24 protein-coding genes are annotated in these 24,553 nt (G+C 64.0%); 8 read left to right on the top strand and 16 right to left on the bottom strand.

Features of this window, described 5'->3' with window-relative positions; genetic code table 11:
- Window positions 1–85 precede the first annotated feature (85 nt).
- The 7 genes from gatB to rpsU form a co-directional block, all read right to left on the bottom strand.
- Complete coding sequence (gene gatB / locus MUY37_RS10045) at window positions 86–1,582, bottom strand: Asp-tRNA(Asn)/Glu-tRNA(Gln) amidotransferase subunit GatB (protein WP_499195241.1); 1,497 nt, start codon at window positions 1,580–1,582, stop codon at window positions 86–88.
- Complete coding sequence (locus MUY37_RS10040; protein ID WP_499195240.1) at window positions 1,575–1,775, bottom strand: hypothetical protein; 201 nt, start codon at window positions 1,773–1,775, stop codon at window positions 1,575–1,577. Before MUY37_RS10040 ends, gatB begins: the two co-directional genes overlap by 8 nt.
- On the bottom strand, window positions 1,775–3,256 hold the full coding sequence (gene gatA / locus MUY37_RS10035) for an Asp-tRNA(Asn)/Glu-tRNA(Gln) amidotransferase subunit GatA (protein WP_499195239.1): 1,482 nt from the start codon (window positions 3,254–3,256) through the stop codon (window positions 1,775–1,777). The genes MUY37_RS10040 and gatA overlap by 1 nt, the downstream gene beginning before the upstream one ends.
- A gap of 105 nt (window positions 3,257–3,361) precedes the next feature.
- Window positions 3,362–3,664, bottom strand: a complete 303-nt coding sequence (gene gatC, locus MUY37_RS10030) for an Asp-tRNA(Asn)/Glu-tRNA(Gln) amidotransferase subunit GatC (RefSeq protein WP_499195238.1) — start codon at window positions 3,662–3,664, stop codon at window positions 3,362–3,364.
- Between the two features lie 57 nt (window positions 3,665–3,721).
- Window positions 3,722–5,407 (bottom strand): DUF4153 domain-containing protein, encoded by a 1,686-nt coding sequence (locus tag MUY37_RS10025; protein ID WP_499195237.1) that lies wholly within the window; start codon window positions 5,405–5,407, stop codon window positions 3,722–3,724.
- Window positions 5,408–5,427: 20 nt separating this feature from the next.
- On the bottom strand, window positions 5,428–5,985 hold the full coding sequence (locus MUY37_RS10020) for an FKBP-type peptidyl-prolyl cis-trans isomerase (protein WP_499195236.1): 558 nt from the start codon (window positions 5,983–5,985) through the stop codon (window positions 5,428–5,430).
- Between the two features lie 81 nt (window positions 5,986–6,066).
- Window positions 6,067–6,273, bottom strand: a complete 207-nt coding sequence (rpsU, locus tag MUY37_RS10015; RefSeq protein WP_067677802.1) for a 30S ribosomal protein S21 — start codon at window positions 6,271–6,273, stop codon at window positions 6,067–6,069.
- A gap of 216 nt (window positions 6,274–6,489) precedes the next feature.
- Here rpsU and crcB point away from each other — a divergent pair, with 216 nt between their 5' ends.
- Genes crcB through MUY37_RS09985 form a run of 6 tightly spaced genes read left to right on the top strand, consistent with a single transcriptional unit; the run spans window position 6,490 to window position 10,170 of the window.
- A complete protein-coding gene (gene crcB / locus MUY37_RS10010; RefSeq protein WP_499195235.1) occupies window positions 6,490–6,900 on the top strand; it encodes a fluoride efflux transporter CrcB in 411 nt (136 codons plus the stop codon).
- On the top strand, window positions 6,897–8,021 hold the full coding sequence (locus MUY37_RS10005; RefSeq protein WP_499195234.1) for an RluA family pseudouridine synthase: 1,125 nt from the start codon (window positions 6,897–6,899) through the stop codon (window positions 8,019–8,021). The genes crcB and MUY37_RS10005 overlap by 4 nt, the downstream gene beginning before the upstream one ends.
- The gene (locus MUY37_RS10000; RefSeq protein ID WP_499195233.1) at window positions 8,021–8,626 is read left to right on the top strand and encodes an FMN-binding negative transcriptional regulator; all 606 of its coding nucleotides are present in this window, start codon (window positions 8,021–8,023) and stop codon (window positions 8,624–8,626) included. The genes MUY37_RS10005 and MUY37_RS10000 overlap by 1 nt, the downstream gene beginning before the upstream one ends.
- Window positions 8,623–9,282 (top strand): HAD-IA family hydrolase, encoded by a 660-nt coding sequence (locus MUY37_RS09995; RefSeq protein WP_499195232.1) that lies wholly within the window; start codon window positions 8,623–8,625, stop codon window positions 9,280–9,282. The genes MUY37_RS10000 and MUY37_RS09995 overlap by 4 nt, the downstream gene beginning before the upstream one ends.
- A 22-nt stretch (window positions 9,283–9,304) precedes the next feature.
- Window positions 9,305–9,478 (top strand): hypothetical protein, encoded by a 174-nt coding sequence (locus MUY37_RS09990; protein ID WP_236924992.1) that lies wholly within the window; start codon window positions 9,305–9,307, stop codon window positions 9,476–9,478.
- Complete coding sequence (locus MUY37_RS09985) at window positions 9,475–10,170, top strand: ATP12 family chaperone protein (protein WP_499195231.1); 696 nt, start codon at window positions 9,475–9,477, stop codon at window positions 10,168–10,170. Before MUY37_RS09990 ends, MUY37_RS09985 begins: the two co-directional genes overlap by 4 nt.
- Before the next feature lie 6 nt (window positions 10,171–10,176).
- Here MUY37_RS09985 and MUY37_RS09980 read toward each other — a convergent pair whose 3' ends face one another.
- The 4 genes from MUY37_RS09980 to MUY37_RS09965 are packed head-to-tail and all read right to left on the bottom strand — an operon-like array spanning window position 10,177 to window position 13,748.
- Complete coding sequence (locus tag MUY37_RS09980; RefSeq protein ID WP_499195230.1) at window positions 10,177–10,761, bottom strand: ABC-type transport auxiliary lipoprotein family protein; 585 nt, start codon at window positions 10,759–10,761, stop codon at window positions 10,177–10,179.
- An 11-nt stretch (window positions 10,762–10,772) separates the two neighbouring features.
- Entirely contained in the window at window positions 10,773–11,723 is a 951-nt protein-coding gene (locus MUY37_RS09975; RefSeq protein WP_499195229.1) for an MlaD family protein, read from the bottom strand.
- A 10-nt stretch (window positions 11,724–11,733) separates the two neighbouring features.
- The gene (locus MUY37_RS09970; protein WP_499195228.1) at window positions 11,734–12,636 is read right to left on the bottom strand and encodes an ABC transporter ATP-binding protein; all 903 of its coding nucleotides are present in this window, start codon (window positions 12,634–12,636) and stop codon (window positions 11,734–11,736) included.
- A complete protein-coding gene (locus tag MUY37_RS09965) occupies window positions 12,636–13,748 on the bottom strand; it encodes an ABC transporter permease (protein ID WP_499195227.1) in 1,113 nt (370 codons plus the stop codon). The genes MUY37_RS09970 and MUY37_RS09965 overlap by 1 nt, the downstream gene beginning before the upstream one ends.
- Before the next feature lie 216 nt (window positions 13,749–13,964).
- Between MUY37_RS09965 and MUY37_RS09960 the strand changes: the two genes are divergently transcribed.
- Together MUY37_RS09960 and MUY37_RS09955 are read left to right on the top strand one after the other, a co-directional pair.
- Window positions 13,965–16,871, top strand: coding sequence for a valine--tRNA ligase (locus tag MUY37_RS09960; RefSeq protein WP_499195226.1), 2,907 nt, complete (start codon window positions 13,965–13,967; stop codon window positions 16,869–16,871).
- 346 nt (window positions 16,872–17,217) lie between these two features.
- On the top strand, window positions 17,218–17,949 hold the full coding sequence (locus tag MUY37_RS09955) for a 7-carboxy-7-deazaguanine synthase QueE (protein ID WP_499195708.1): 732 nt from the start codon (window positions 17,218–17,220) through the stop codon (window positions 17,947–17,949).
- 251 nt (window positions 17,950–18,200) lie between these two features.
- On the opposite strand, the gene MUY37_RS09950 is transcribed toward MUY37_RS09955, so the two are convergent.
- The 5 genes from MUY37_RS09950 to MUY37_RS09930 form a co-directional block, all read right to left on the bottom strand.
- The gene (locus tag MUY37_RS09950; RefSeq protein ID WP_499195707.1) at window positions 18,201–19,829 is read right to left on the bottom strand and encodes an ATP-binding protein; all 1,629 of its coding nucleotides are present in this window, start codon (window positions 19,827–19,829) and stop codon (window positions 18,201–18,203) included.
- A gap of 461 nt (window positions 19,830–20,290) precedes the next feature.
- Entirely contained in the window at window positions 20,291–21,004 is a 714-nt protein-coding gene (locus MUY37_RS09945) for a TIGR02186 family protein (RefSeq protein ID WP_174223769.1), read from the bottom strand.
- Between the two features lie 35 nt (window positions 21,005–21,039).
- Window positions 21,040–21,945: a sulfite exporter TauE/SafE family protein gene (locus tag MUY37_RS09940; protein ID WP_499195225.1), complete on the bottom strand. Its 906-nt coding sequence runs from the start codon at window positions 21,943–21,945 to the stop codon at window positions 21,040–21,042.
- Window positions 21,946–21,991: 46 nt separating this feature from the next.
- Entirely contained in the window at window positions 21,992–23,128 is a 1,137-nt protein-coding gene (locus tag MUY37_RS09935) for a hypothetical protein (protein WP_499195224.1), read from the bottom strand.
- The gene (locus MUY37_RS09930; protein WP_499195223.1) at window positions 23,125–24,528 is read right to left on the bottom strand and encodes a glycosyl transferase family protein; all 1,404 of its coding nucleotides are present in this window, start codon (window positions 24,526–24,528) and stop codon (window positions 23,125–23,127) included. The genes MUY37_RS09935 and MUY37_RS09930 overlap by 4 nt, the downstream gene beginning before the upstream one ends.
- Window positions 24,529–24,553: the final 25 nt, after the last annotated feature.

Raw genomic sequence — 24,553 nt, 5'->3', positions numbered from 1 at the left:
GGGGCCGGGGCAAGCACCCGCTCGGCCAGCGACATGACGAATCGACCAGCGAAGCTCGGTCGGCCCGTATCGGGCGCCAATGGCGTCAGCCCAGCTTGTCCTTCAGGATCTGATTGACCACCGCCGGATTGGCCTTGCCCCGCATCGCTTTCATCGTCTGGCCGACGAAGAAGCCGAACAGCTTGTCCTTGCCACCCTTATACTGCTCGACCTTGTCCTCGTTATTGGCGAGGATTTCGTCGATCGCAGCCTCGATGGCGCCGGTATCGCTGACCTGCTTGAGGCCCTCGGTCTCGGCGATTTCTTCCGGGTCGCGACCGGTCTTGAGCACGATCTCGAAGATCTCCTTGGCCTGCCCGCCCGAGATTTCGCCCTTGGCCTGCATGTCGAGGATGCTCGCCTGCGCCTCTGCCGTGGCATGGGCGGGATTGGCCTCTTCACCGAGCGACTTGATGACGCCGGGTGCGACCGAGAGCGCCCAATTGGCGACCTGCGTCGCGACATCCTTTTCCGGCTTGCCGATACCATTGGCGGTGGCCGCCAGCAGCGTTTCGAAGCGGGCGAAGGTTTCGACCTCGGCGGTCAGCTCGCGCGCATTGTAGGGCGTAAGGCCCAGCTCGCTCTCGTAACGTGCACGCTTGGCATCGGGCAGCTCGGGCAGCGAGGCGCGGCATTCGTCGAGGAAGTCGTCCTCCAGCTCCAGCGGCAGCAGGTCCGGGTCGGGGAAATAGCGGTAATCGTGCGCGTCTTCCTTCGACCGCATGGTCCGCGTGGTTCCGGTGTTCGGGTCGAACAGGCGCGTTTCCTGATCGACCGTGCCGCCATTCTCAAGCACATCGACCTGACGGTTCGCCTCGTATTCGATGACCTGCATCACGAAGCGCACCGAATTGACGTTCTTGGTCTCGGTCCGCGTGCCAAATTCCTCGCCCGGCTTGCGCACCGAAACGTTCACGTCGGCGCGCATCGAGCCTTCTTCCATATTCCCGTCGCACGATCCGACATAGCGCAGGATCGAGCGCAGCTTGCGGACATAGGCCCCCGCTTCGGCGGGGCTGCGCATGTCGGGCATGGAGACGATTTCCATCAGCGCCACGCCGCTGCGGTTCAAATCGACATAGGACATGGTCGGATGCTGATCGTGCATCAGCTTGCCCGCATCCTGTTCGACATGGATACGCTCGATGCCGATCACCTTGTCTTCGGCAATCCCCGCCTTCTCGTCGGCCTCGATATGCAGCGAACCCTCGCCCACCAGCGGATGGTAGAGCTGCGAAATCTGGTAGCCCTGCGGCAGGTCGGCATAGAAGTAGTTCTTGCGGTCGAACCGGCTCCAGCGATTGATCTTGGCTTCGATCGCCATGCCGGTGCGCACCGCCTGGCGAATGCATTCGCGATTGGGCACGGGCAGCATGCCCGGCATCGCCGCATCGACCAGAGACACCTGCGTGTTGGGCTCCGCGCCGAATGCGGTGCTGGCGCCGCTGAACAGCTTGGCGTTGGAGGTGACCTGCGCATGGACTTCGAGGCCGATTACGACCTCCCATTCGCCCGTTGCGCCCTGGATGCGGTAACTAGTCATCGATCTTCTCGCTTTGCGTGAGACTCACGCTCATGTCTTTCTTCTCGGGAGCCGGCGGATGCGCGGGCAGTTGCTCGCCGTCGGGGCCGAACCGCGCCTCGCCATGCTCGACATTGCGCGAAATGTAGAACGCAACCGCACCGGTCAGGAATATCGCCCCGACGATGACCAGAAGCATTCCGACCCCGGGCATTACCACCACTTCTCCGGCTGCGCGTCGAACCCGGCGCGCTGCTGGATCGCCAGCCCTGCGTTAAGCACGCCCTGCTCGTCGAACGGCTTGCCGACGATCTGCAGGCCCAGCGGCAGGCCGTCGCCGTTGAGCATGGCGGGCACGCTCATGGCGGGAAGCCCGGCAAGCGATGCGGGAACGGCGAAAACGTCGTTCAGATACATCGTCAGCGGGTCCTTATCGAGGCTGCCGAGCGGGAAGCTCGCGGTCGGCGTGGTCGGCGCGAGGATTGCATCGCACTCGCCCCAGGCCTCCTCGAAGTCCTGCGCCACCAGCGTGCGGATCTTCTGCGCCTGCGTATAATACGCGTCGTAGAAGCCTGCGCTCAGCACATAGGTCCCGATCAGCACGCGGCGCTTCACCTCGTCGCCGAAACCGGCGGCGCGGGTGGCGGCGTACATGTCCTGCAGACCCGCCCCATCGGGCAGGTCGCGCAGTCCGTAACGCACGCCATCATAGCGCGCGAGATTGCTCGACGCTTCGGCGGGCGCGATGATGTAATAGGCGGGCAGCGCATATTTGGTGTGCGGAAGGGAGATATCGACGATCTCCGCCCCTGCATCGCGCAGCCATTCCTTGCCCTGCTCCCAGCTTTTGAGGATCTCCTCGTCGGTGCCGTCCATCCGGTATTCCTTCGGGATACCGATTTTCTTGCCCTTGAGGTCCGCGCTGAGGCCCGCTTCCCAGGCGGGAACGTCCATCTTCAGGCTGGTCGCATCCTTGGGATCGAACCCGGCCATGGCTTCGAGCATGATTGCGCAGTCTTCGACGCTGCGCGCCATCGGTCCGGCCTGGTCTAGGCTGCTGGCAAAGGCGACGACGCCCCAGCGCGAGCAGCGGCCATAGGTCGGCTTGATCCCGCAGATGCCGGTGAAGGCGGCAGGCTGGCGGATCGAACCGCCTGTGTCGGTGCCGGTCGCGGCAGGCGCGATACGTGCGGCCACGGCAGAGGAGGACCCGCCCGAGGACCCGCCCGGGCTCATCGCGGCATTGGTGCCGTCCTTCTTCCACGGCGAGGCGACATTGCCGAAATAGCTGGTCTCGTTCGAGCTGCCCATGGCGAACTGGTCGAGATTGAGCTTGCCGAGCATGCCCGCGCCCGCATCCCACAGGTTCTGCGAGACGGTGCTTTCGTACTGCGGCGTGAAGCCTTCGAGGATATGGCTCGCAGCCGTCGTCTGCACGCCCTTGGTGGCGAACAGGTCCTTCATGCCGATGGGCACGCCGCCCATTGTGCCCAAGTCCTCGCCCTTTGCGCGCTTGGCATCGACCGCATCGGCGGCGGCGAGCGCATGGTCGGGCGTCGTGACGATGAAGGCGTTGAGGTCTGCCGCGTCCGCAACGGCCGCGTTGAAGGCTTCGGCCACTTCGCGCGCGGTGAAATCGCCGCCGGCCACGCCGTCGCGGATGGCCTTGACGCCCAGGTTTGTGAGGTCGGTCATTTTAAACTTCCGTCATCCCAGCGCAAGCTGGGATCTCTATCGGGCTCGCGCCAAGCTGAGGCAGATCCCAGCTTGCGCTGGGATGACGATAAATAGTCCTAGCCATCATTCGATCACCTTGGGCACGCCGAAGAAACCGTGTTCGGCGGCAGGCGCATTGGCGAGCACATCTTCGCGCCGGCCGCCAGCGGTCTCCGGGATCGCATCGACGACATCGTCGCGCAGACGCAACGTGTTGGGAATAACCGCGGTCATCGGTTCGACGCCGCTCGTGTCGACCTCGCCCAGTTGCTCGACCCAGTCGAGGATACCGTTCAATTCGGGGACCATCCTGTCGAGCTCGGCATCGCCCATCTTGATGCGGGCGAGCGAGGCGATCCTGGCCACTTCTTCGCGTGTGACTGACATGGGGAGCGCACTAGCCGCGAGGGGGCTGCGCTTCAAGCGCGATAGCGGGCCGAAGTGCTATTCGAAAGGTGTCCCCGCAGGCTGGCCATCGATATAGACCCGACGCCCCGACCATTCGCGGATTTCCACCCGCGAATCGGGTTTTTGCTGAGGACGGGGATTCTCGATCATTTTCGCAGGCTCAGCCGCTTCGCCGTCCCCCAGAACCTCCCAAAATACGTTACCGTTCTCGACGAGCGCAATTCGGCGCTGCGCGCCGTCGCCTTCGCCCAGATCGAGGACAACACATGCCGTGGCGCAATGCCACGTTTCCTCGCGGATCAAGGCGATGACATCCTCGCGCAACTCGGGGTCTTCGAAATCGAACCGGAGGTTGGCGAGCCTTTGGTCGCGATTGCGGTCCCGATATCCAGGATAGACGCGATTTTTCCGCGCCTGAGCCCTGGCGGCCAGCCGTGCAATCTCCGCATCGTCATCCCTGGTCAGAACAGCCAGTGCCTCGCGACCTGCGTCGCCGAAATCCCAGCGCAGCGCGTCGAAATCGAACTCGTCGACTGCGACCTTGCCCGCCTCCAGCCGCGCGATCTGGTTGCGCGTGGAAATCGCGCCGAAATCGAACAAGGGCAGTGCGAGAATAAGGGCAAGAACGCCGATACCGGCGGCGAAATGCATGTTGGCGCGGCGCACGCGTTCCATCCAGCCGGCCATGCGTCCGCGGATCGGCGCGACGAAATAGGCAAAGCCATAAGCGACCGCCACGGCCACCGCGACGACGCCCCACAAACGCTCGGGGCTCAGGCCGTATTCGGAAATGCGGGTACCGGTAGAAATCGCCGCGAGCAGGGCCAGCGGCAAGATCGCCAGCGCCAGCACCAGCGCCGCCCAGCGCAATATGCGGTTCTCGCTCGCTTCCGCATCGCCATTGCGGACAACGGCATTGACCAGCACGAAGCTGGCGACCGCGACCGAGAGCAAGAGCGGGGTCGGGCTTTCGGTGGCGTTCCACAGGACCGCTATCCCGCTCGCCAGCACGGCCAGCAGGAAGATGACCAACGCAAGGGCAAGCGGCACGGCGACGATCGAAAACACCAGCATCACCACCGATTGCAGCGTGCCGATTATCTTGAGCTGATTGCGCAGCACGCCCAGTGCGGCGCCGAAGGCAGCGCCGGAGAAAGTCCAGCCGAACCACGCCTCGTTCACCAGGTCATCGAGCAGGTCGATCTCGATAGCGGAAAACAGCGTCGAAAGCAGGATCAGCAACAGCCATGAAAGGCCCGTGAAAGCTGCCGCGCCACCGGCGCTGATTGCATCGGTCCAGACGTGGAAATGCGTTTGCCGGTAGGGCGTGCGCCAGCGCAGACGATGAAAACCGGCCTGGAACAGCGGGAGTGCCAGCACGATGGCCACCACACCGGCAGCAAGCCAGAAGGACTCGTCGGCGTGGTGGTCGCCCGCACTGGCGACTCGCCATGCAATACCCGCCATGACAAGCGCGACGATCGCGGCAAAGGCCAGCGGCTGCTGCCAGCGATCGCGATCGAGCGTGAAGGCGAAGGCCAGCGTTCCGAACGCGACTGCGGCGGACAGCGCCGCGCGCCACGGCACCCAGCTATCCGATCCCCATTCATCGATACAGTGAATGGCCAGCCCGGCAAGGCCCAGCAGAACCGCCAGCACCCAAGGCCGCAGCGGCCAGTCGCTATGGGTTTCGGGCGCGTGATCCTCGATAGTATCGTTCATGCGCCCTCCCCCGGTGGCGTCTATTCGGTTGGCGATGCCCCCGCTTCGCCTTCCTCACCTGAACCCATCATGGACTGAAGGGCAGCGGCGCGCGCCTGGAAATCCTCGCGACTCATGAAATCGACCACGTCGACTTCGAACACCAGATCGGCATTGGGCGGGATCGGCGAACCCGGAGGCGGTGCGGCGCCATAGGCTTGCTCGGCCGGGATGGTGAGGACGTAGCTGCCGCCTTTCTGCATCTGGGTCAGGCCTTCGATGAAGCCGTCGATGATCGCGCCTTCCTCCAGCAATAGCGGGTTGCCTTCGGGAAACACACCCGGCGGGATCGGCATGGGCTGCGAACGGTCGAATTCGGTCCCGTCGGCCAGCTTGCCGACGTAATTGACGAAGACCACATCGCCCAGCTTGGGCGAATCGCCCGTGCCCGCAGTTACCGTTTCGACATCGAGGCCCTTGGGCACGGCTGCCCAGGCGAGGCCTGCGCCGAGCAGGACGGCCACGATGATACCGAGCCAGAGCTTGGTCAGGGAGCCTTTCTTGATGGGCTGGAGGGGAACGCGGGTAATCTCGGTCATGGATGTCTCTTCCGGATACGCAAAGGGCGCGGATTGCTCCGCGCCCTCATGGCTTAGCTTGGTTATAGCCGCAATAGCGACTTACTTCGCGCCGTCGCGCTCCATACGCTTGCGCTCGAGCTTGCGGGCGCGGCGAACGGCGGCAGCCTTCTCGCGGGCGCGCTTTTCGCTCGGCTTTTCATAGTGGCGGCGCAGCTTCATTTCGCGATACACGCCTTCGCGCTGCAGCTTCTTCTTGAGCGCGCGCAGGGCCTGGTCGACATTGTTATCGCGAACGATGATCTGCATAAATTCAAACACCTCACTAAGCGGGCCAGAGCCCGCACCAGCGGGTTTTGCCTCCTTGAAACGGTTTCGCCAAGAGAACGAAAAACGCGCCGAATCCGTTCCGGATCGGCTCGAACGGGGGCGCACATACGGATTCTCGCTGCCTATGGCAAGCCTTTGTCGCAACCACCTAGATCGGGATGACGACCGGGCATTTCGCGGCTAAGGGCAGCAACGATGTCCTCCTTTACTCCATTTATCGCCGCACTGCACGTCTTTCTTGGCGGCGGAGTCGGCGCCGTCCTGCGCTGGCTGCTGGGCCGATCGATGACCAACTGGCTCGGTGCCCCCATGGTCACGGCATTCCCCTTCGCCACGCTCGCCGCCAATGCCATCGGCAGCCTCGCCATGGGGTTTCTCGCCGGGTGGCTGGCCCGCGGCGGTAGCGGGGACAGCGAACAATTGCGGCTGCTGCTGGGGATCGGCCTGCTCGGCGGCTTCACCACTTTCAGCGCCTTCAGCCTGGAAATGGTGATGCTGCTCCAGCGCGGGCAGTATCTCTTCGCCCTGCTCTATGCGATTCTGTCGATCGCGCTCGGCATCACCGGCCTCATGGTCGGCCTGGGCGTGATGAGGATGGTGGGATGAAGACCTCCGACGAAGTACGCATCTTCACCGTGGCGGCGGACGATGACGGCATTCGCGTGGATCGCTGGTTCAAGCGCCACCTGCCGCAGATCGGCTTCGGCACGGTCAGCAAATGGGCGCGAACGGGCCAGGTCCGGGTCGACGGCAAGCGGGTGAAACCCGACGACCGGCTTGCCCAAGGTCAGCAAATTCGCGTGCCTCCGGGGGGCGACGCACCGCATAAGAAAGCCAAGCCTAAGCGCGAGCTGAAACCTGCCGAGATCGAGCAGGCCGAAGCCATGGTCATCAAGCAGACCAAGGGCGCACTGGTGCTGAACAAGCCGCCCGGTCTCGCGACGCAGGGCGGGACCAATACGTTCAATCACGTCGACGGCTTGCTCGATGCCTTTGCCCCGGGCGAAGAAGACGTGCGCCCGCGCCTTGTCCACCGGCTCGACAAGGATACGTCGGGCGTGTTGCTGGTCGCCCGCACGCCCGGCAGCGCGGCCTTCTTCTCCAAACGCTTTTCCGGGCGCAGCGCCAAGAAGATCTATTGGGCGCTGGTCATAGGCGTGCCCGATATCAGGGAAGGCGTGATCGAAGCCCCGCTTGCCAAACAGCCCGGATCGGGGGGCGAGAAGATGCATGTCGACCACGAGGACGGTCAACCGGCCAAGACCAAATATCGCGTGGTCGATAGCGTGGGCAAAAAGGCCGCCTGGCTCGAACTGCAGCCCATGACCGGCCGCACCCACCAGCTCCGCGTTCACTGCGCGGCGATGGGTCATCCGATCGTCGGCGACGGCAAATATGGCGGCCGGGACGCTTTCCTGACCGGCGCGATCAGCCGCAAGATGCACCTCCATGCACGGCGCCTGATTATCGACAGCCCCGATGGCGGCAAGCTCGACGTGACGGCCGATCTGCCCGAGCATTTCGCAGGCTCGATGGAGCATCTCGGTTTCGAGGAAAGCACCAGCGACGCAACGCCGATGCGCGACGATCCGCCGCCCAAGAGCCGCGAGGAAAAGAAACAGCAGGCCCGCCAGCACGCCAAGAATTTCCGCAAGTCGCAGCGTTCGCCGCGTCGCGCCCGCGGCAGCGCTGGCGCAAAGCCCCGCAAGCCGGGAACGAAGCGCTGATGCACCCGAATGCGGCGTTTCGCGGCGATCCGGGCGCGTTGCTCGACCGCCTGCTTGAGGGGTCGGCATTCGCCACCCTTTTCGCCCATTCGCCGGATGGTCCGCGCGCGGCGCATGTCCCTCTCCTGAGATCGGAAACCGGGCAGCTCCTGTTTCACCTCGCGCGGCCGAATGCGTTGACGCGCCACCTCCACGGCGCGCAGGCGATGCTGGTGCTGCAAGGCCCCGACGCTTATGTTTCGGCGCGATGGTACGATGCAGCCGATCAGGTGCCGACCTGGAATTACGTCGCTCTGGAATGCGATGGCACGGTTTCGCGGCTCGGCGAAGTCCGGACCGAACAACTGGTTTCCGACCTGTCGGACCGGCACGAGGCGCGGGTTAGCACTGGCGGCGTACCGTGGACGATGGCGAAAATGTCGAACCCCGCGCGCCGGGCGTTGTTGCGCGGTATCGTGGGTTTCGAATTCTCTATCACCGCGATGCGCGACACGCTGAAACTGAGCCAGAACAAACCCGCCCCGGTGGCGCGCGCGCTCGCCGATCATATCGAAGCGGAAGGCAATCCGGACATGGCCTGCTGGATGCGAGACCGGGCGGCATGACCCGCTTGGTCGTCTTCGATTGCGATGGCACGCTGGTCGACGGGCAGGCGGCGATTTGCCAGACCATGGAGCGGGCCTTTGCCAGCGCCGGTCTGGTCGCGCCCGACCGGCAGCAGGTACGGCGCATGGTCGGGCTCAGCCTGCCCTACGCGCTGCGCGAACTGGCCCCCGATGCGAGCGACGACGAACGCCAGGCCGTGGTGGAAGCCTACAAGATCGGCTTTCGCGACCTGCGCCTGTCGGGCGCCTTGCGAGAGCCGTTGTTCGAAGGGATCGGCGCGCTGATCGAGGAACTCGATGCCGAGAACCGGCTGCTCGCCGTGGCAACCGGCAAGAGCGACCGGGGCCTTCACGCCTGTCTCGACACGCATGGCATCAAGCACCGCTTCGTTTCGCTGCAGACGGCCGACCGCCACCCGTCAAAGCCGCATCCCGCCATGCTCGAAGCGGCGCTGGTCGATGCCGGGGTTGCGCCAGACGAGGCGGTGATGATCGGCGATACCAGTTTCGACATGGAAATGGCCGTTGCCGCCGGTGTCCGCGCCATCGGCGTGTCCTGGGGCTATCACGAACCGCAGGAACTGTTCGATACGGGCGCTAGCGCGGTGGCCGACACGGCCCGCCAATTGGGAGACATGATTCGTGGACCAGCATGATCCGGCGAAAGCGCGGTTCTTCTTGATTCAAGCGGTGCGATTGTCGGGCGTGGTGCTGGGCATACTCGGCGCGCTCGTCCTTGGCGAGATCCTGCCCTTGCCCGAACTGGTCGGCTATCTGCTGCTTGCATTCGGCGCGTTCGACGTCTTCATCCTGCCGACCATTCTGGCCAAACGGTGGAGCAGCCGCGCGTGAAGCGATTCTACAAGAGCGTGTCGGTCGAACAGTCCGGCTCGGCCTACCATGTCGCGCTCGACGGACGGCCGATCAAGACGCAGGGCGGCGATCCGCAGCTTGTCAGGTCGAAAGGCCTGGCCGAGTCACTGGCTGCGGAATGGGCCGGACAGGGCGACACGATCGACCCTGCCCGCTTCGCCCTGCGCGACATGACCGATTACGCGCTCGACGTCGTCCCGGCCACCCGCGCCGACATCGTGGCCAAGCTGCTGCGCTATGCCGAAACCGACACGCTATGCTACCGCGCCGACCCCGACGAGCCGCTGTGGCACCGCCAGCGCAAGGTATGGGACCCGCTCGTCGAAGCACTGGAATTGCGCGAAGGGGTGAAACTTGAGCGCGTGAGCGGCGTCGTAGCGCGGCCGCATACGCCCGAGACGGTGGATCGCCTGAAGATGCGCCTCGACAGTCACGACCACTTCGCTCTCACGGCACTCGAACAGCTTACCTCGCTCGCCGCCTCGCTCTGCATCGGCCTCGCCGCGCTGGAAGACGATGCCGATGGCGAGCAGCTCTGGGCCGCCGCCAATCTGGAGGAAGACTGGCAGGTCGAGCAATGGGGCGAAGACGAGGAAGCCGCCGACCGCCGTGCAAAGCGGCTCGACAGTTTCCTCAAGGCGATGGAATTCGCGCGGCTGGCGCGCGGTTGACCGGATTCAGTTCAACCAGTCGGCGACCTGTCCGGCCACATCGTTGGCTGCTTCGTTGAGCGCCGGACCCACAAATGCCGTTTCCGGAGCGGCGACCGGCACCCGGGCCTCGAAGCGGCGGGTGCTCACTGCAGAGTCGCTGCGATTACGGACGGCATCGAGCGTAACCACCGCTTCGCGCGTGCGCGCATCGTAGCCGAAGGCGCGCAGCGAACCGTGCAGCCGGTCGCTTGCACCCACCCCCGGATCGTCGCCATCGACGACAATGCGGTTCGACCGCGTGCGGATGGTTTCGGCGACCAGACGACCGAACAGGCGTGCGGGGCGTTCAACCCATACCGCGTCCTGAAGATAGGCCATCTGCGTATCGGTGACCTGCACCGGTACGCGGGTGACATCGAGCGCCTTGGGCACTTCGAATTCCGCGATGATCAGCGCCCCTTCCCGCGCTTCGCCACCGCCGGACCCGGCGGGCGCCGATGCGGTGGGGGTGAGGGTCAACAGGCTGTCGGGGACTTCGCCGCCCAGACTGAGGCAACCGCCCAGCAACAGGGCCGGAGCCAGCGCAGCGAGTTTGATGGTGCTGTTCATGCTTGTGCCTCTCACGGCTTGTAATCGGGCAGCGGCTGGTTCGAAAGCAGCGCGCCCGCCCCCTGCTCGTCGAGCTTTTCGGTCACGCCCCGCAAGGCCTTGCTGGTGGCGCGCAGGTCCTTCAGCGTGGCTTCGGCTGCGGGAAGCGTGCTTTCGGTGAGCTGTTTTGTGGCAGGCCGCGCATCGTTCAACGTGTCCTCGAGCGCCTTGGCTGCGCCGCTCGCCGATTTGAGCGTTGCCCGCAGATCCTTGGCGATGGCCTCGCCTTCCTCGTTGAGGATGCGATCGGTCGTGGCGGTGACCTGTTCGAACTGGTCGAGTGCCTCGCTCGCTTCGCGCAGCGTCACCTGCAATTCGGCCATGGTCCGCTCCATCTGCGGTGCCGCCGCCGCGAAGCCCGCGCTTGCCGCATTGGTGTTGGCGAGTATCTGCGATATTTCTTCCTGGTTGCGATCGCTCAGCAGCATCGTCAACCGCTCGGTCAGAGTGGCCAGGCGTTCGAGCAACAGGGGCGCATTGGCGAGCACGGCACCGAAACCGCCGCCCGTCGTCGGCGGGATGATCGGCACACCTTCGGTGCAGGCGGTCGTCTCGCAGGAAATCGGCGGAGCACCGCTGCGCGCGCCATCGAGCGTAATTGTCGAAACGCCGGTAAAGCTGCCCTGGATCGTGGCCGTGGTGCCGACCAGAATGGGCACGCTTTCCTTCACCTTGATCCGCACGCGGACGAATTCGGGATCCTTGTCCCACAGCACGATCTCGTTCACCTGCCCCACCGGAACGCCGGCGAAATCGACCGAGCTGCCATTGGCGAGCCCGGCGACCGATTGCTTGAAGAAGATGTCGTATTCGTTCTGCGCCCCGCCGCCGAGCCGCGCGAGCCAGACGATGAACAGCGCGAGCGCGCCGAGGATCAGCAGTGTAACCGCCCCCACCCAAACGTGATTTGCCCGCGTTTCCATTGGTTTCGCCCTATGCCTTGCCCGCAGGCGGTTTGTCCAACGCTTTGACCGCATGTGCCGCCACGGGCTCGTCCATGTGCTTGCGCAATTCGTCGAGCGCCTGCGCGGTCAGCGCGGCGCGCCCGCGCGGTCCGTTGAAATATTCCTGGATCCACGGGTGATCGAGTTCCATCAGATTGGGGACCGTATCGACTGCGATGACTTTCTTGTCGGCGATCACCGCCACCCGGTCGCAGATCTCGTGCAGCGTATCGAGATCGTGCGTGATGAGGAACACGGTCAGGCCCAGCGTTTCCTTCAGTTCCAGGGTCAGCCGGTCGAACGCCGCGGCGCCGATCGGGTCGAGCCCGGCGGTCGGTTCGTCCAGAAACAGCAGTTCGGGATCGAGCGCCAGCGCCCGCGCGAGACCGGCGCGCTTCTTCATGCCGCCGGACAGCTCGGAAGGGTATTTGCTGACCGCTTCTTCCGGCAGGCCCGAGAGCACCACCTTGTAGCGCGCGATTTCGTGGCGCAGTTCGGGTTCGATGTCGGGATAGAACTGCTTCAGGGGCACTTCGACGTTTTCGCCCACCGTCAACGTGCTGAACAGCGCCCCGCCCTGGAACAGAACGCCCCAGCGACTGCGAATGCCGATCTCCCGCTGCGGATCGCTCCCGGCGATCGAGCGCCCGAACACGCTGACTTCGCCTTCGGTGGGGCGCTGCAGCCCAATGATCGCGCGCATCAGCACCGATTTGCCCGTTCCCGAACCGCCGACCACGCCGAGAATTTCGCCGCGCCTGACCTTGAGATCGAGGTCCTGATGGACGACCTGCGGGCCGAAAGCCGTCTTCAGTCCTTCGACAATGATCGGATATTCGCCGCGATAGCGTTCGTGGCGGCCCAGTTCGCGCCCGGTTTCATCCTGTGCCATCAGCCCCACCCGATCTCGGTGAAGAACACGGCGAAGAAGGCGTCGATCACGATCACCGCGAAGATGCCGGTGACCACCGCCATGGTGGTGCGCAGGCCGACCTCTTCGGAATTCCCCTTGACGTTCATGCCATGATAGCAACCCGCCAGGGCCACGATCAGGCCGAAGACCGGCGCCTTGATCAGGCCGACCCACAGATCGTAAATCGGCACCACGTCCTGAATGCGGGAAAGGAACGTCCAGAAGGGTATTCCCAGCATGAACTGGCCCACAAAGGCCCCGCCGATGATCGCGACGCCGGCGGAATAGAAGCCCAGCAGCGGCATCATCAGGATTGCGGCGAGGATGCGCGGGACGACCAGCGCTTCCATCGGTGAAATGCCGATGGTCTGCATCGCATCGACTTCCTCGGTCAGCCGCATGGTCCCGATCTGGGCGGCGAAGGCGCTGCCCGAACGGCCCGCGACCATGATCGCGGTCATCAGCACGCCCAGTTCGCGCAGGGTGATCCGCCCGACCAGATTGACGGTCAGCGTCTCCGCCCCGAACTGGGCAAGCTGTACCGCACCCTGCTGCGCGATCACGATGCCGATCAGGAAGCTCATCAGGCCGATGATCGGCAGCGCCGACACGCCCACCAGTTCGAGCTGACGGACGAGCGCGAGCCAGCGGAACCGGCTCGGATGACGCATCAGGCTGGCAAACGCCACGAGCAATGCACCGAGAAAGCCGACCACGCCGTACACGCCCTTGCGCGCATCGAACATCTTTTCGCCCATGGCCTGCGGCACGCGCTCCCATACCGGCAGGCGCGGCGCGGCGATTTCCTCTTCCGCGCGCACATTCTTCAAGGCCTCGATCAGGCGTTCGGCCCGCTCGCTCGCTCCGGCGATCTCCGCCTCATGCGTGGCGGAAAGGCTGGTCGCCGTCCATGCTCCCACCGTGTCGATTTCGTTCACCCCAGCCAGATCGATTCTGGCGATCGGCCCTTCGAGCGTGCGCAAATCCTGGTCGATCGCGCCGATGGTGGACACCAGATAGGGGCCGGACAGCACCAGCACCGTGCCCCCGTCGTCCCCCTCGACCAATTCGTATTCGGCAATACCACCCATCGCGGCGCGGTATGCGGGGAAATCAGGCGCTTGCCAAGCGATGATCGATCCGGATCACCTGCAACGTTGCATCGCAGCATGGGCGCTGGCATGGGCTTGCTATCAAATTTCCGGCACCGGCCCGCTCCCCCTCCCGGCCACCCAACAGGATAGTGCCATGGGTGGCCGGGAGGGGGAGCGGGCCGGTGCCGCCAGTGAGCGTGAGCGAACACGAAAATGACCACCGAGCTACCGAAGACTTTCGACCCCGCCGACATCGAGGCGCGCTGGTACAAGCATTGGGAAGAGAACGGCCTGTTCCGGCCCGCCCCCACTCCTGAAAATCCCCGGACCGAACCCTATACGATCGTCAACCCGCCGCCCAATGTGACCGGCAGCCTGCATATCGGCCACGCGCTCGACAACACGTTGCAGGACGTGATGATCCGTTACGAGCGGCTGCGCGGCAAGGATGCGCTGTGGGTGGTCGGGACCGACCATGCGGGCATTGCGACGCAGATGGTGGTCGAACGCAATCTCAACTCGCAAGGCGTGAAACGCACCGATATGAGCCGGGAGGCCTTTCTCGACCATGTCTGGGAATGGAAAGAGCAATCGGGCGGCACGATCACGCGCCAATTGCGCCGCCTCGGCTGCTCGATGGACTGGCCGCGCGAACAGTTCACCATGGACGAGCACTTTTCGAAAGCCGTGCTCAAGACCTTCGTCGACCTCTATAATAACAAGGACGAAGACGGGAATCCGGCTCCTTTGATCTACCGCGACAAGCGGCTGGTGAACTGGGACCCCAAGCTCAAGACCGCGATTTCGGACCTCGAAGTCGAGACGCAGGATGTGAAGGGCCATTTCTGGCACTTCAAATATCCGCTAGAAGACGGCGTCACGCTGGATGACGGGCGCGACTATATCGAAGTTGCAACCACGCGGCCCGAGACCATGCTCGCCGATATGGCGGTGGCGGTGCATCCGGACGACGAGCGCTACAAGAGCGTCGTCGGCAAGCATGTCGTGCTGCCGATCACCGGCCGCCGCGTGCCGATCGTCGCCGACGAACACGCCGATCCCGAACTCGGCAGCGGCGCGGTGAAGATCACGCCGGGCCACGATTTCAACGATTTCGACGTCGGCAAACGCGCGGGTTTCCAGCCTGCCGAGATGCTCAACATGCTCGATGCGGAGGCGAATGTCTGCCAGACCGCCGACGGTTTGGTGCCGGAGGAATTCATCGGCCTGCACCGCTTCAAGCGTGCCAAAGAAGATGGAGGCGTGGACGGCGCGCGCGAACTGGTGGTGCAGCGCCTCAAGGAAGCCGGCTATCTCATCCCGCATATCGCCAAGACCAAAAAGGGCGAGGAGCAGGAGCTCGACGCCGAACCGCGCACCATCGCCACACCCTTCGGCGACCGCGGCGGCGTGGTGATCGAACCGTGGCTGACCGACCAGTGGTATGTCGATGCGGAAAAGCTCGCGGTGAAGCCGATCGAGGCGGTGAAGAGCGGCGAGGTGGAGATCGTCCCGAAGAGCTGGGAAAAGACCTTCTTCAATTGGATGGAAAACATCCAGCCCTGGTGCGTCAGCCGCCAGCTCTGGTGGGGGCACCGGATTCCGGCGTGGTATGGTCAGCGAAAAGAAGGCGACGACCTATATGGTCACTTCACGCCGATGCTTCAGAGCGGCAGTAAACGCCCAATTTTTGTCGCTGAAACCGAAGAGCAAGCGCTCGAACAGGCGAACGAATACTACGGTGAGGGCTACCGTCCGTATCTTGCAGATGAAGCTGATGAGAATGAGTATTCTGAGCTGACCCTTACAGCTGAAGGCGATGTTGTGCCTGTTCGAATACATCGTGACAATGACGTACTCGACACGTGGTTCTCGTCTGCGCTCTGGCCATCGGCAACGCTCGGCTGGCCCGAGCAGACTGATCTGCTCGCCAAGCACTATCCCAACGACCTGCTGATCAGCGGCTTCGACATCCTGTTCTTCTGGGATGCCCGCATGATGATGATGGGGCAGTACAACACAGGCCAGAACCCTTGGCCCAAGCTCTATCTTCATGGCCTGGTGCGCGCGGCGGACGGGCAGAAGATGTCCAAGTCCAAGGGCAATGTCGTCGACCCGCTGGGCCTCATCGACCGCTACGGTGCCGATGCGCTGCGCTTCTTCATGGCGGCGATGGAAAGCCAGGGCCGCGACATCAAGATGGATGACAAGCGCATCGAGGGCTATCGCAACTTTGCGACCAAGCTCTGGAATGCGACGCGTTTCTGCCAGGCGAACGGGATCGGGGCGAGCACGACGATCGCGGCGCCCAAGGCCAGCCACGCGGTCAATCGCTGGATCATCGGCGAAGTGGTCGAGACCAAGCAGGCGCTCGACGCCGCACTGGCGGACCTGCGCTTCGATGCCGCCGCCAACACGATCTACCACTTCGTATGGGACCGCTTCTGCGACTGGTATATCGAACTGGTCAAAGGCAATTTCGATGAGGAAACCAAGGCTGTCGCCGGCTGGGCGCTCGACCAGATCCTCGTCATGCTGCACCCCTTCATGCCCTTCATCACCGAAGAGCTATGGTCGAAGCAGGGGGACCGCGCGGACTATCCGCTGATCACTGCCAAATGGCCCGACCCGCAGGCCGAAGTGGACGCGGAGGCCAAGGCGGAGATCGATTGGCTGATCGCGCTCACATCGGCCACGCGCACCGCAAAAAACGAGCTCGGCATCGCGCCGGGCGCGAAGCTGCAAGCCTTTTGCGCATCGCCCAGCCCGCTGGCGAAATCGGTGGTTGAGGCGAATGCCGGGGCGATCGAACGGCTGGCGCGCCTGACCCCGGTGACATTCGGCGAAGCGCCTTCGGGTGCTGCGATGCAGATCGCGGCGGGCGAGGACGAATTCGTCATCCCGCTCGAAGGGGTGATCGATATCGAGGCTGAGAAGGCCCGCCTCGAAAAGGCGCTCGCGGCCAGCGCGAAGGAAGCCAAATCGCTCGAAGGCCGCCTGTCGAATGCGAACTTCGTCGAACGCGCCAAGCCCGAAGCGGTCGAGAAGGCCCGCGCCGACCATGCGCATCACGTCGCCGAAGTCGCCCGGCTCGAAGCGGCGCTCGCACGGTTGGGTTAGCCGCCGCACTCGCTGTCTCCTCCGGAATGGGCGCGTGCCTGGCCCTTTCGGCCACCGCCCATATCCCCTCCCCAGCGAGGAGGGCAGCAGGGCTTCGGGCCGAAGGAGAAGCGCCGGTTCGATCTGCTGGCGATGACGGCAATCGGCCGATTGCGGAGTTTCCTACTCCGGCCGAACTGTGGCAGGGACATGCTGAAATGGTGAAGCGCTGCGCCCCATCGGGAACAACCCCCCTCCCCCAAAAACCGGGAATGTGTCACCCTGCGCGGAGGAAACGTATATTTTTCAGAGCACTAAGCCGTAGGACTTGGGTGACACCGGTGTCACCTTGTGTCACCTACACGCCATGCTGACTCTCGCGACCGACGATGACGGCGGGCCGGAAATCTTCTCCTCGGTTCAGGGTGAAGGGCCGAGCATGGGCATGCCGGTCGCCTTCATGCGCCTGTCGCGCTGCAACCTTGCCTGCATATGGTGCGACACCGCCTACACCTGGCGGTTCGAGGGCGACAATCGCCCGCACCGCGATGGCCAGACCTATGATCGCAAGGCCAATCAGGTCACGCTCGACGAGGAAGAGGTTGCCGCACGCATCATGGCCCTTGGCCAGAACCGCCTGGTGATTACCGGCGGCGAGCCGCTATTGCAGGCGCCCGCGCTCGCCAAGCTGCTCGAGCTGCTGCCCGACATCGGCGTGGAGATCGAGACCAACGGCACCACCAAGGCGCCGCCCCGGCTCGACATCCGCATCGACCAGTTCAATGTCAGCCCCAAGCTGGCGCATAGCGGCAATCCCGCCGAACTCGCCCTGATCCCCGAACGGCTCGACGCCTATGCCACCGATCCGCGCGCCTGGTTCAAATTCGTCATCGCCAAACCCTCCGACCTCGACGAGGTGCTGGCGCTGCACGAGCGCTATCGCTTCCGCCCGGACCACGTTTTCCTGATGCCCGAAGGCACCGATAGCGAGACGCTGCGCGGGCGCGAGAAATGGCTCGCCCCGCTATGCGTCGAGCATGGCTTCAGGATGAGCGACCGGCTGCATATCCACCTGTTCGGAGACACGCGGGGGACGTAATTTGCTTTTCGCAGCCACCTCCGTGGCTGCGTCCTCGCTAGATGTGCAGCAAGCTGCACCCGCTGCTGGCGGGCGATCGCCCTTGCCTCGCCTGCGGCTCGGAAATCATCGCCACCTTCCAGGCGCGTGCCAGATCCGGCCCGGCAGAGGGCCGGCAAGCGCGACCGCGCGCCCGCAGGAGCCCGTAGCGCAGCGGAGGAACAGCTCCGAGGATGCACCGACGAAGGTCGGTGCGTAACACAAGCCAACCTCTACCCCTGGCTCCGCCACCGCCGCACAGTCCGCTCGACGATCTCCTCTTCGCCGCCGGTCTCGTTCCACAGCTCGATAAAGCTCGGATCTTCCGATGCCGGACGCTTGGCTTCCTCGAGATTGTCGAAACTGGCGCGGACGGGGATCGCCACGCCCTCGCCGCAGATGATGCATTCGCGATTGCGCAGCGCCGGAATCGCGTCGAGGAAGCCGCGCGCGCCTTCGGGCATCGCCGCGCGGACGAATTCCTGGTCGCGGTCGTTGTTGAGGCGCATCGAGATGATCGTGCCGCATTGCGACAGCACGCCTTCGGCCAGGTCGGAGGGGCGCTGCGTGACGAGGCCGAGGCCGATGCCGTATTTACGGCCCTCCTTGGCGATGCGGCTGAGTATCGTGCCGACCGAATTGCCATCGGCATGCTTCTCGTTCGGGACGTAGCGGTGCGCTTCCTCGCATACCAGCAGGATCGGATTGGTGCGTTCCTCGCGGCCCCATATGGCGAAATCGAAGACCAACCGGCTGAGCACGGCGACCACGGTGGCGGTAATGTCCGACGGCACGCCCGACACGTCGATGATCGAGATCGGCTTGCCGTTCGACGGCATGCGGAAAATCTTCGAGATGAAGTCGGCCATGGTGTCGGCCACCAGCATTCCGGAAAACATGAACTGGTATCGCGGATCGGCCTTCAACTCGTCGAGCTTGTTCTTGATCCGCATGTAGGGGGCCGAATTGGTCGACTTGTCGAGCTTGCCCATCGCGTCCTGAATTTCGTTCGACAGGTCGGACAGCAGATAGGGAATGGGCGAATCCACCGTGATCTTGCCCATGTTTTCCGCCAGTCGACTTTTCTGGCGCGCCTTGAGCAGACACTTCGCCAGAATATCGGCATCGATCTGCCGCTCGCTACCATTGCTGGTCAGCAGAACCTCGCAGTGCTCCTCGAAATTCATGATCCAGTAGGGCATCTGCAGGTTGGAGACATCCAGGATAACGCCAATATTCCGGAAGGCGGCCGAATACTCGCCATGCGGGTCGATCATGACGATATGGCCTTCCGGCGCGACCTCGCAAATCCGGTGCAGAATCAGGGCTGCGCCGGTCGACTTACCCGTACCCGTCGACCCCAGCAGCGCGAAGTGCTTGCCCAGCATGGCATCGACATAGAGCCCGGCGCGGATGTCTCTGGTGGGATAGACTTTTCCTATGCCGACCGAGCTGCGACCGTCGCTGGCATAGACCTGCCGCAAATCCTGCGTCGTGGCGGGATAGACCGGGGCACCCGGTATCGGATAGCGCGTCACGCCGCGGCGAAAGCCGTGCAGCTTGCCGGTGAGCTTTTCTTCCAGCCCCTCGCCGAGAAAGTCGATATTGGCGAGGATCGAACCCGCGCTGCGGTCCTGTCGCTGATTGCGGATACTGGCGAGCAGCCAGCTATTGCCGACACGGATTTTGATCTGCGAGCCGACCTGGCCGGCCATCGCGATCGACGGGTCGGCATCGTCGGCGCATTCGTCGAGCCGGCGGCGGTCGATCGCAACCTGCGATCCGGAACCGGCGATTTCGAGCACCACCCCGATAGCCTGTGTCGCATTCTCGCCCATGTCCTCGCCCAAATCCTCGACCATGTCGCCGGGTTCGTCCGGTGCGGCGGGCGTGGTCTCCATGGGTGTGCCTGCGGTCGAGTCTGCTGCCTGCGGTCCGGCTTCGTCGACCCTCGCGGAGCGCCGCTGTTCGGGCGGGGCCGTGGCCGGTCTATCGGGGATCGGTTTCGCACTTGTCGGCGGCTCGGGCCGGACCTCGGTCGACGATTTTCCGGCGACAGGCTGATGGACGTAGCCGGACGGCGATGCGGAGGGCGTGTGGGGGGCCGTCTCCGCGCTGCGCCGAACCCGGTCGCGTAGGGATATCCTGCGGAACTGCGATGATTCCGCGCCCTCTTCTCCCGGCGGGTCGAAGGTGCGGTCGTTCGGATTGCCCATGTCGTTCATCGGTCTGATTATGTCCCACGTAGCGTGCATGCCGAGCGCACCGGAACCGCCTGCCCGAAACTGCTTAAAATGTCGTCAATAGCGCGGTATCGCCGGGGTCAGATCAGCGCGAAAAGGCGCCCCGCGAGCCAGCCCATCCCAACGGAGAGAAACACGGCGAGAAGACCGTAAACCAGGGCAAGGTCTTGCGAATATTCCTCGACCTTGCGTTCGAATCCGACCTTCTGCACCTCGACCTCGGTCATCGCCGATGCGATAACGCGCCCGCCGCGCACTGCGAAAGTTTCTGCGGTGTAGGTACCGGTCGTCACGTTCGATGGCAGGGTGATCCTGGCCTGGTAGAGAACCTGTTCGCTGATCTGCACGCCGCCGAAGTCCTGATTATAGAGCTGCTCGCGGGTCTTGAGGTCGACCAGCCCGTCCTTGAAACGCGCCCTTTCCTCGGGGTCGATCGCGCCGCTTGGCGAAAGCTGGATATAGTCGGTACCGAACTCGTAGATCGCGGCGGTCTTCTCGTCGACAATCTGCGGAATCGGGCGCGAAGACGCAACCGCGAAGAAGGACGGTACGGACCGGAAATCGCTACTGGCCGCATTGATCCATACGCCGATGAAGCGTTCTTTTTCACGCAGGCGGACCGGCCGCGACGGGCCTTTGAGTACGACAACGATATCGTAGTCGCTCCCTGCGGCCCGCCCCCGGGGATCGAGCACCGCGCCGAAGAGCAGCAATTCGGTTCCGGTAAATCCCTGGCGCACCTCGACATCGTGCTGGCTCACCTCGGGAACCAGGATCGGATCGCGCTGCCCCATCAGCGCAAACGCGAACAGGACGAGCAGCAGCGCTCTCACAGCGGGTATACCGTATAGATTTCGTCGGGCTGATAAAACAGGCCCAGAAACATCCGGAAGGCGACAAGCAGGACGATGGTGGCAAGGATCAGGCGGAGGTATTCCGGCTTGGCTTTGACGGCGATTTGCGATCCGAGCTGCGCCCCCGTTACCGAACCGATCAACAGCAGGAATACCAATACGATGTCGACCGCCTTGGTGGTCAGCGAGTGCATGATCGTGGTCGCCATCGTCACGAACAGGATGTTGTAGAGCGAGGTCCCCACGACGACATTCGCGCTCATGCCGAGAATATACAGCATCGCGGGTACGAGGATGAACCCGCCACCCACACCCATCAGCATGGTCAGGATGCCGACCGCGACCCCTACGATGAGCGGCGCGAGCGGCGAAATATAGAGACCCGAGCGATAGAAACGCCAGCGCATCGGCAGGCTGGCGACCAGCGGGTGGTGTCGGCGCCGCGCCGCCTGCTTGCTGCCGGTGCCGCGCAACGTCTGGACCGCCTCGCGCGCCATCAGCATGCCGATGGTGCCCAGCAGAATCACATATAGCGCGCTGATGACCACGTCGATTTGTCCGATCGCCCGGAAAAAACGGAACAGCAGCGCCCCGAACCCCGACCCGATGACCCCGCCCGCGACCATCACCATGCCCATGCGGTAATCGACTCCGCCGCGATTGCCATGGGCCAGGACACCGGTGACACTGGCGCCCGTGACCTGCGTCGATGCCGAAGCGGCGGCCACCGTCGGCGGAATTCCATAGAAGATCAGCAGCGGCGTGGTCAGGAACCCACCGCCGACCCCGAAAAGGCCCGACAAAACCCCCGTGAGCGCGCCGAGCGCGACGATCCACAGCCCGTTCACCGACAGGTTCGCGATGGGGAGGTAGACGTCCATAGCTGCGCCCTATCGCAGGGGCGTCACGGATAAAAGCTGAACCGTGTCAGAAGCCCGTCGAAAGCGTGAGGACGCCGCCATTGCCTGGCTCTGCATGGCCTGCGACGCGCCAACGATAATCCGCCTCCAGTCTGGTATCCGCCTGGCCCAGTCGTAGATCGAGAGATAGCGACGGTCCTATATCGAGGCGACTCGAATCCTTCTGCGCACCGCCCCAGGCCCCCGCGCCCACGCTTAACCGCCCCAGATCGAACCGCGCGACTTCTCGCGTGGCGACAGCTTTCCCATCGATGAAGCCGGTAGCGAAACGACCGTGTACGTAGCCCGCCTGAATATAACCGCGCGCATCCAGCCCGCCTGGCAAGGCAACTTCGTCGAAACCACCGGCGAGAAAGACGGCGGGCCGAATTTCCGTCGACCCGGACCGATCGGTGACGCGGGTTTCAAGATACAGGTCGACAGGAATGCTGCTGATCGGACGTGCGCGAAGACCGATCGCCATTTCGCTTTCTCCGGCGGTCACGAGCGCTGTGCTCGCGCGCACGAAGGCGGCGGGACGATACCTGTTTGCAGGTGCCAGGCGAAAGGTCAGGACTGCACCGGCCTGGCTGTTTCCGTAGGCAGGAGGCAGTGCTCCGGATTCGATCGAGCGGCTGCCTGCCGGGCGAAGCATGAGCCAACTATCCGCCCGCCAGCCGGAAGCCGGGATGCCGACGCGCTCACGCCGCGCCGGAAGTGCTTCGCGCCGCCGATCAAGCATTTCGGACACGCTGCGCGGCATTGGCAGATTTGCCATGCTCGCGGCGAAGAGGAGATTATGGCCGACCGCGCGCCGATGCTTGTCGAAATGTTCGTCGAAAGTAGCAAGTGGAGACGGCTCGCCGACCTCTGGCTTGACCACCGGATCGAAAGCCGAAGGCGAAGGGACCATGCGCCCCCGATCTCCCCGATCGCCAACTTCCTGCCTGCTTTCGAAGGGCGTCCCGGGCAACTGGGCGCTGCGCGTAATATCCTGACGTTTGTCCACGAGATTGGCGTTGGTCAGTTGGAAAGGCTCGGACAAGACGCTGTTCAGGGGCCAGGGATTTTCCCAGGTCACTATTCTGAGCAGACACCATCCGGCGAGCAGGAGTGCGAGGAAAAGGACCGGTTGGCCCTGCCGCCGGGCGACCGCGTCCCTCACAGGCGGTTTTCACCGAACAGGCTGAGTGCCGGATGCTCCCGGTGTTCGGTTTTGTCCCACAGCAGCGGTGCGCCGCGCAGCGTGCCGATATAGGCTGAGAGCGCCCGACGCCCGGCCATGACTGCGACAATGTTCGACACCAGGGTACGAGGAATGGCGAGAAGCCCTTGACGCCAGCCATATTCACGCGCGGTGAAACACGCGCGAAGGCAAAGGCGCAGCAGCAATCCCGCGAAGTTGATCGCGAGTAACATGAGGAGCAGCGGCGAAAGCGGCGGGAGCTCGATCATGTTCATCATCTGCAACCCCAGATTGAGCGTGACGAGCCCCACCAGCGCATAGGCCACGACGAGAAGGATGGCCGCCACGGGGCCGCGCCGGTCGCGCAAAAGCATCCACAGGTCGACAGGTGTGTACCCCCACCCCAACCGGTCCCAGCCCTGCAAGGCGATACCGTGCATCCAACGCGTCTTTTGCCGAATGGCGGCGTCGAGCCGGGACGGGAAAAATGCGCGGGTCGCGATGAGGCGCCCGTCCTCACCCCGGACTCTGAGGAAGCGCCCTTTCCCTCCCGCCTGCGCGATCCGGAGCCCGAGCTCGTAATCTTCGGTCAGCGATTCTGCCGCGAAAGGGTGCCCCCCTTCCTCGTGAGCCAGCGCAGCCAGCGAACCGCGCGCAACCGCGCAGCCGACACCGGCTCCCGGAATCGCCGCGCCCAGAGCGTCGCGCACGACGAGGACCTTTGCGTGCGATTCCGCGAATTCGTCGGAATAGTGCGAGCCGATCCAGGGGGAATGCCGCTGGGGCAGCGCGAGAACCGGGAGTTGGACGAAATGCGCATGCCACAAGGCCCGGTCCAGTAGCGAAAGCGCCGCCGGATCGACCATATCCTCCGCATCGTGGAGAATGACCATCCGCGCCGCGACGCCAGCGCGCTTTTCATCCTCGACCAGCGCGGCGTACAGTCGGTTGAGGCAATCCGCTTTCGATGTCGGCCCGTCCGCTCCGTGAATGACGAGCCGCACCCGTCGATCGCCACGCACCGCAGCGAGAACCGAAGCCATCGTCGCTTCGTCGTTCCGGTAGCACCCTACATAAACGGTGAGTTCTTCCTGCCGCCAGGCACCGAGCATGTGGGCCAGTGTCGGACCGATGACATCGGCCTCCTGCCATGTGGGAATGAAGACTGCCGCCCGGCCGGCAAGGCTGGAAATGTCGTCGCCATGCCCGTCGCGCAATCGCGGGGTCCGGATACGGCCCGTAATCCGGTACCAGAAATAGACACAGTCGAGCGCCAGTTCATCGGCGAGGCCGAGCAGAAAGAATGCCGCCGCAAACAGCAGCAATTCGTGCTGCACCAGCACGAGCCATTCCGCGATCGTAAACGACCCTAGTACCAAACGGCACCCCCCTGCCTTTCTGGAT

The sequence above is a fragment of the Qipengyuania sp. ABI-127-1 genome, assembly GCA_022953095.1.
GTDB lineage: Bacteria > Pseudomonadota > Alphaproteobacteria > Sphingomonadales > Sphingomonadaceae > Qipengyuania.
Note: the sequence above shows the minus strand (reverse complement) of the source record. Positions and strands in the feature narration are given on the sequence as shown.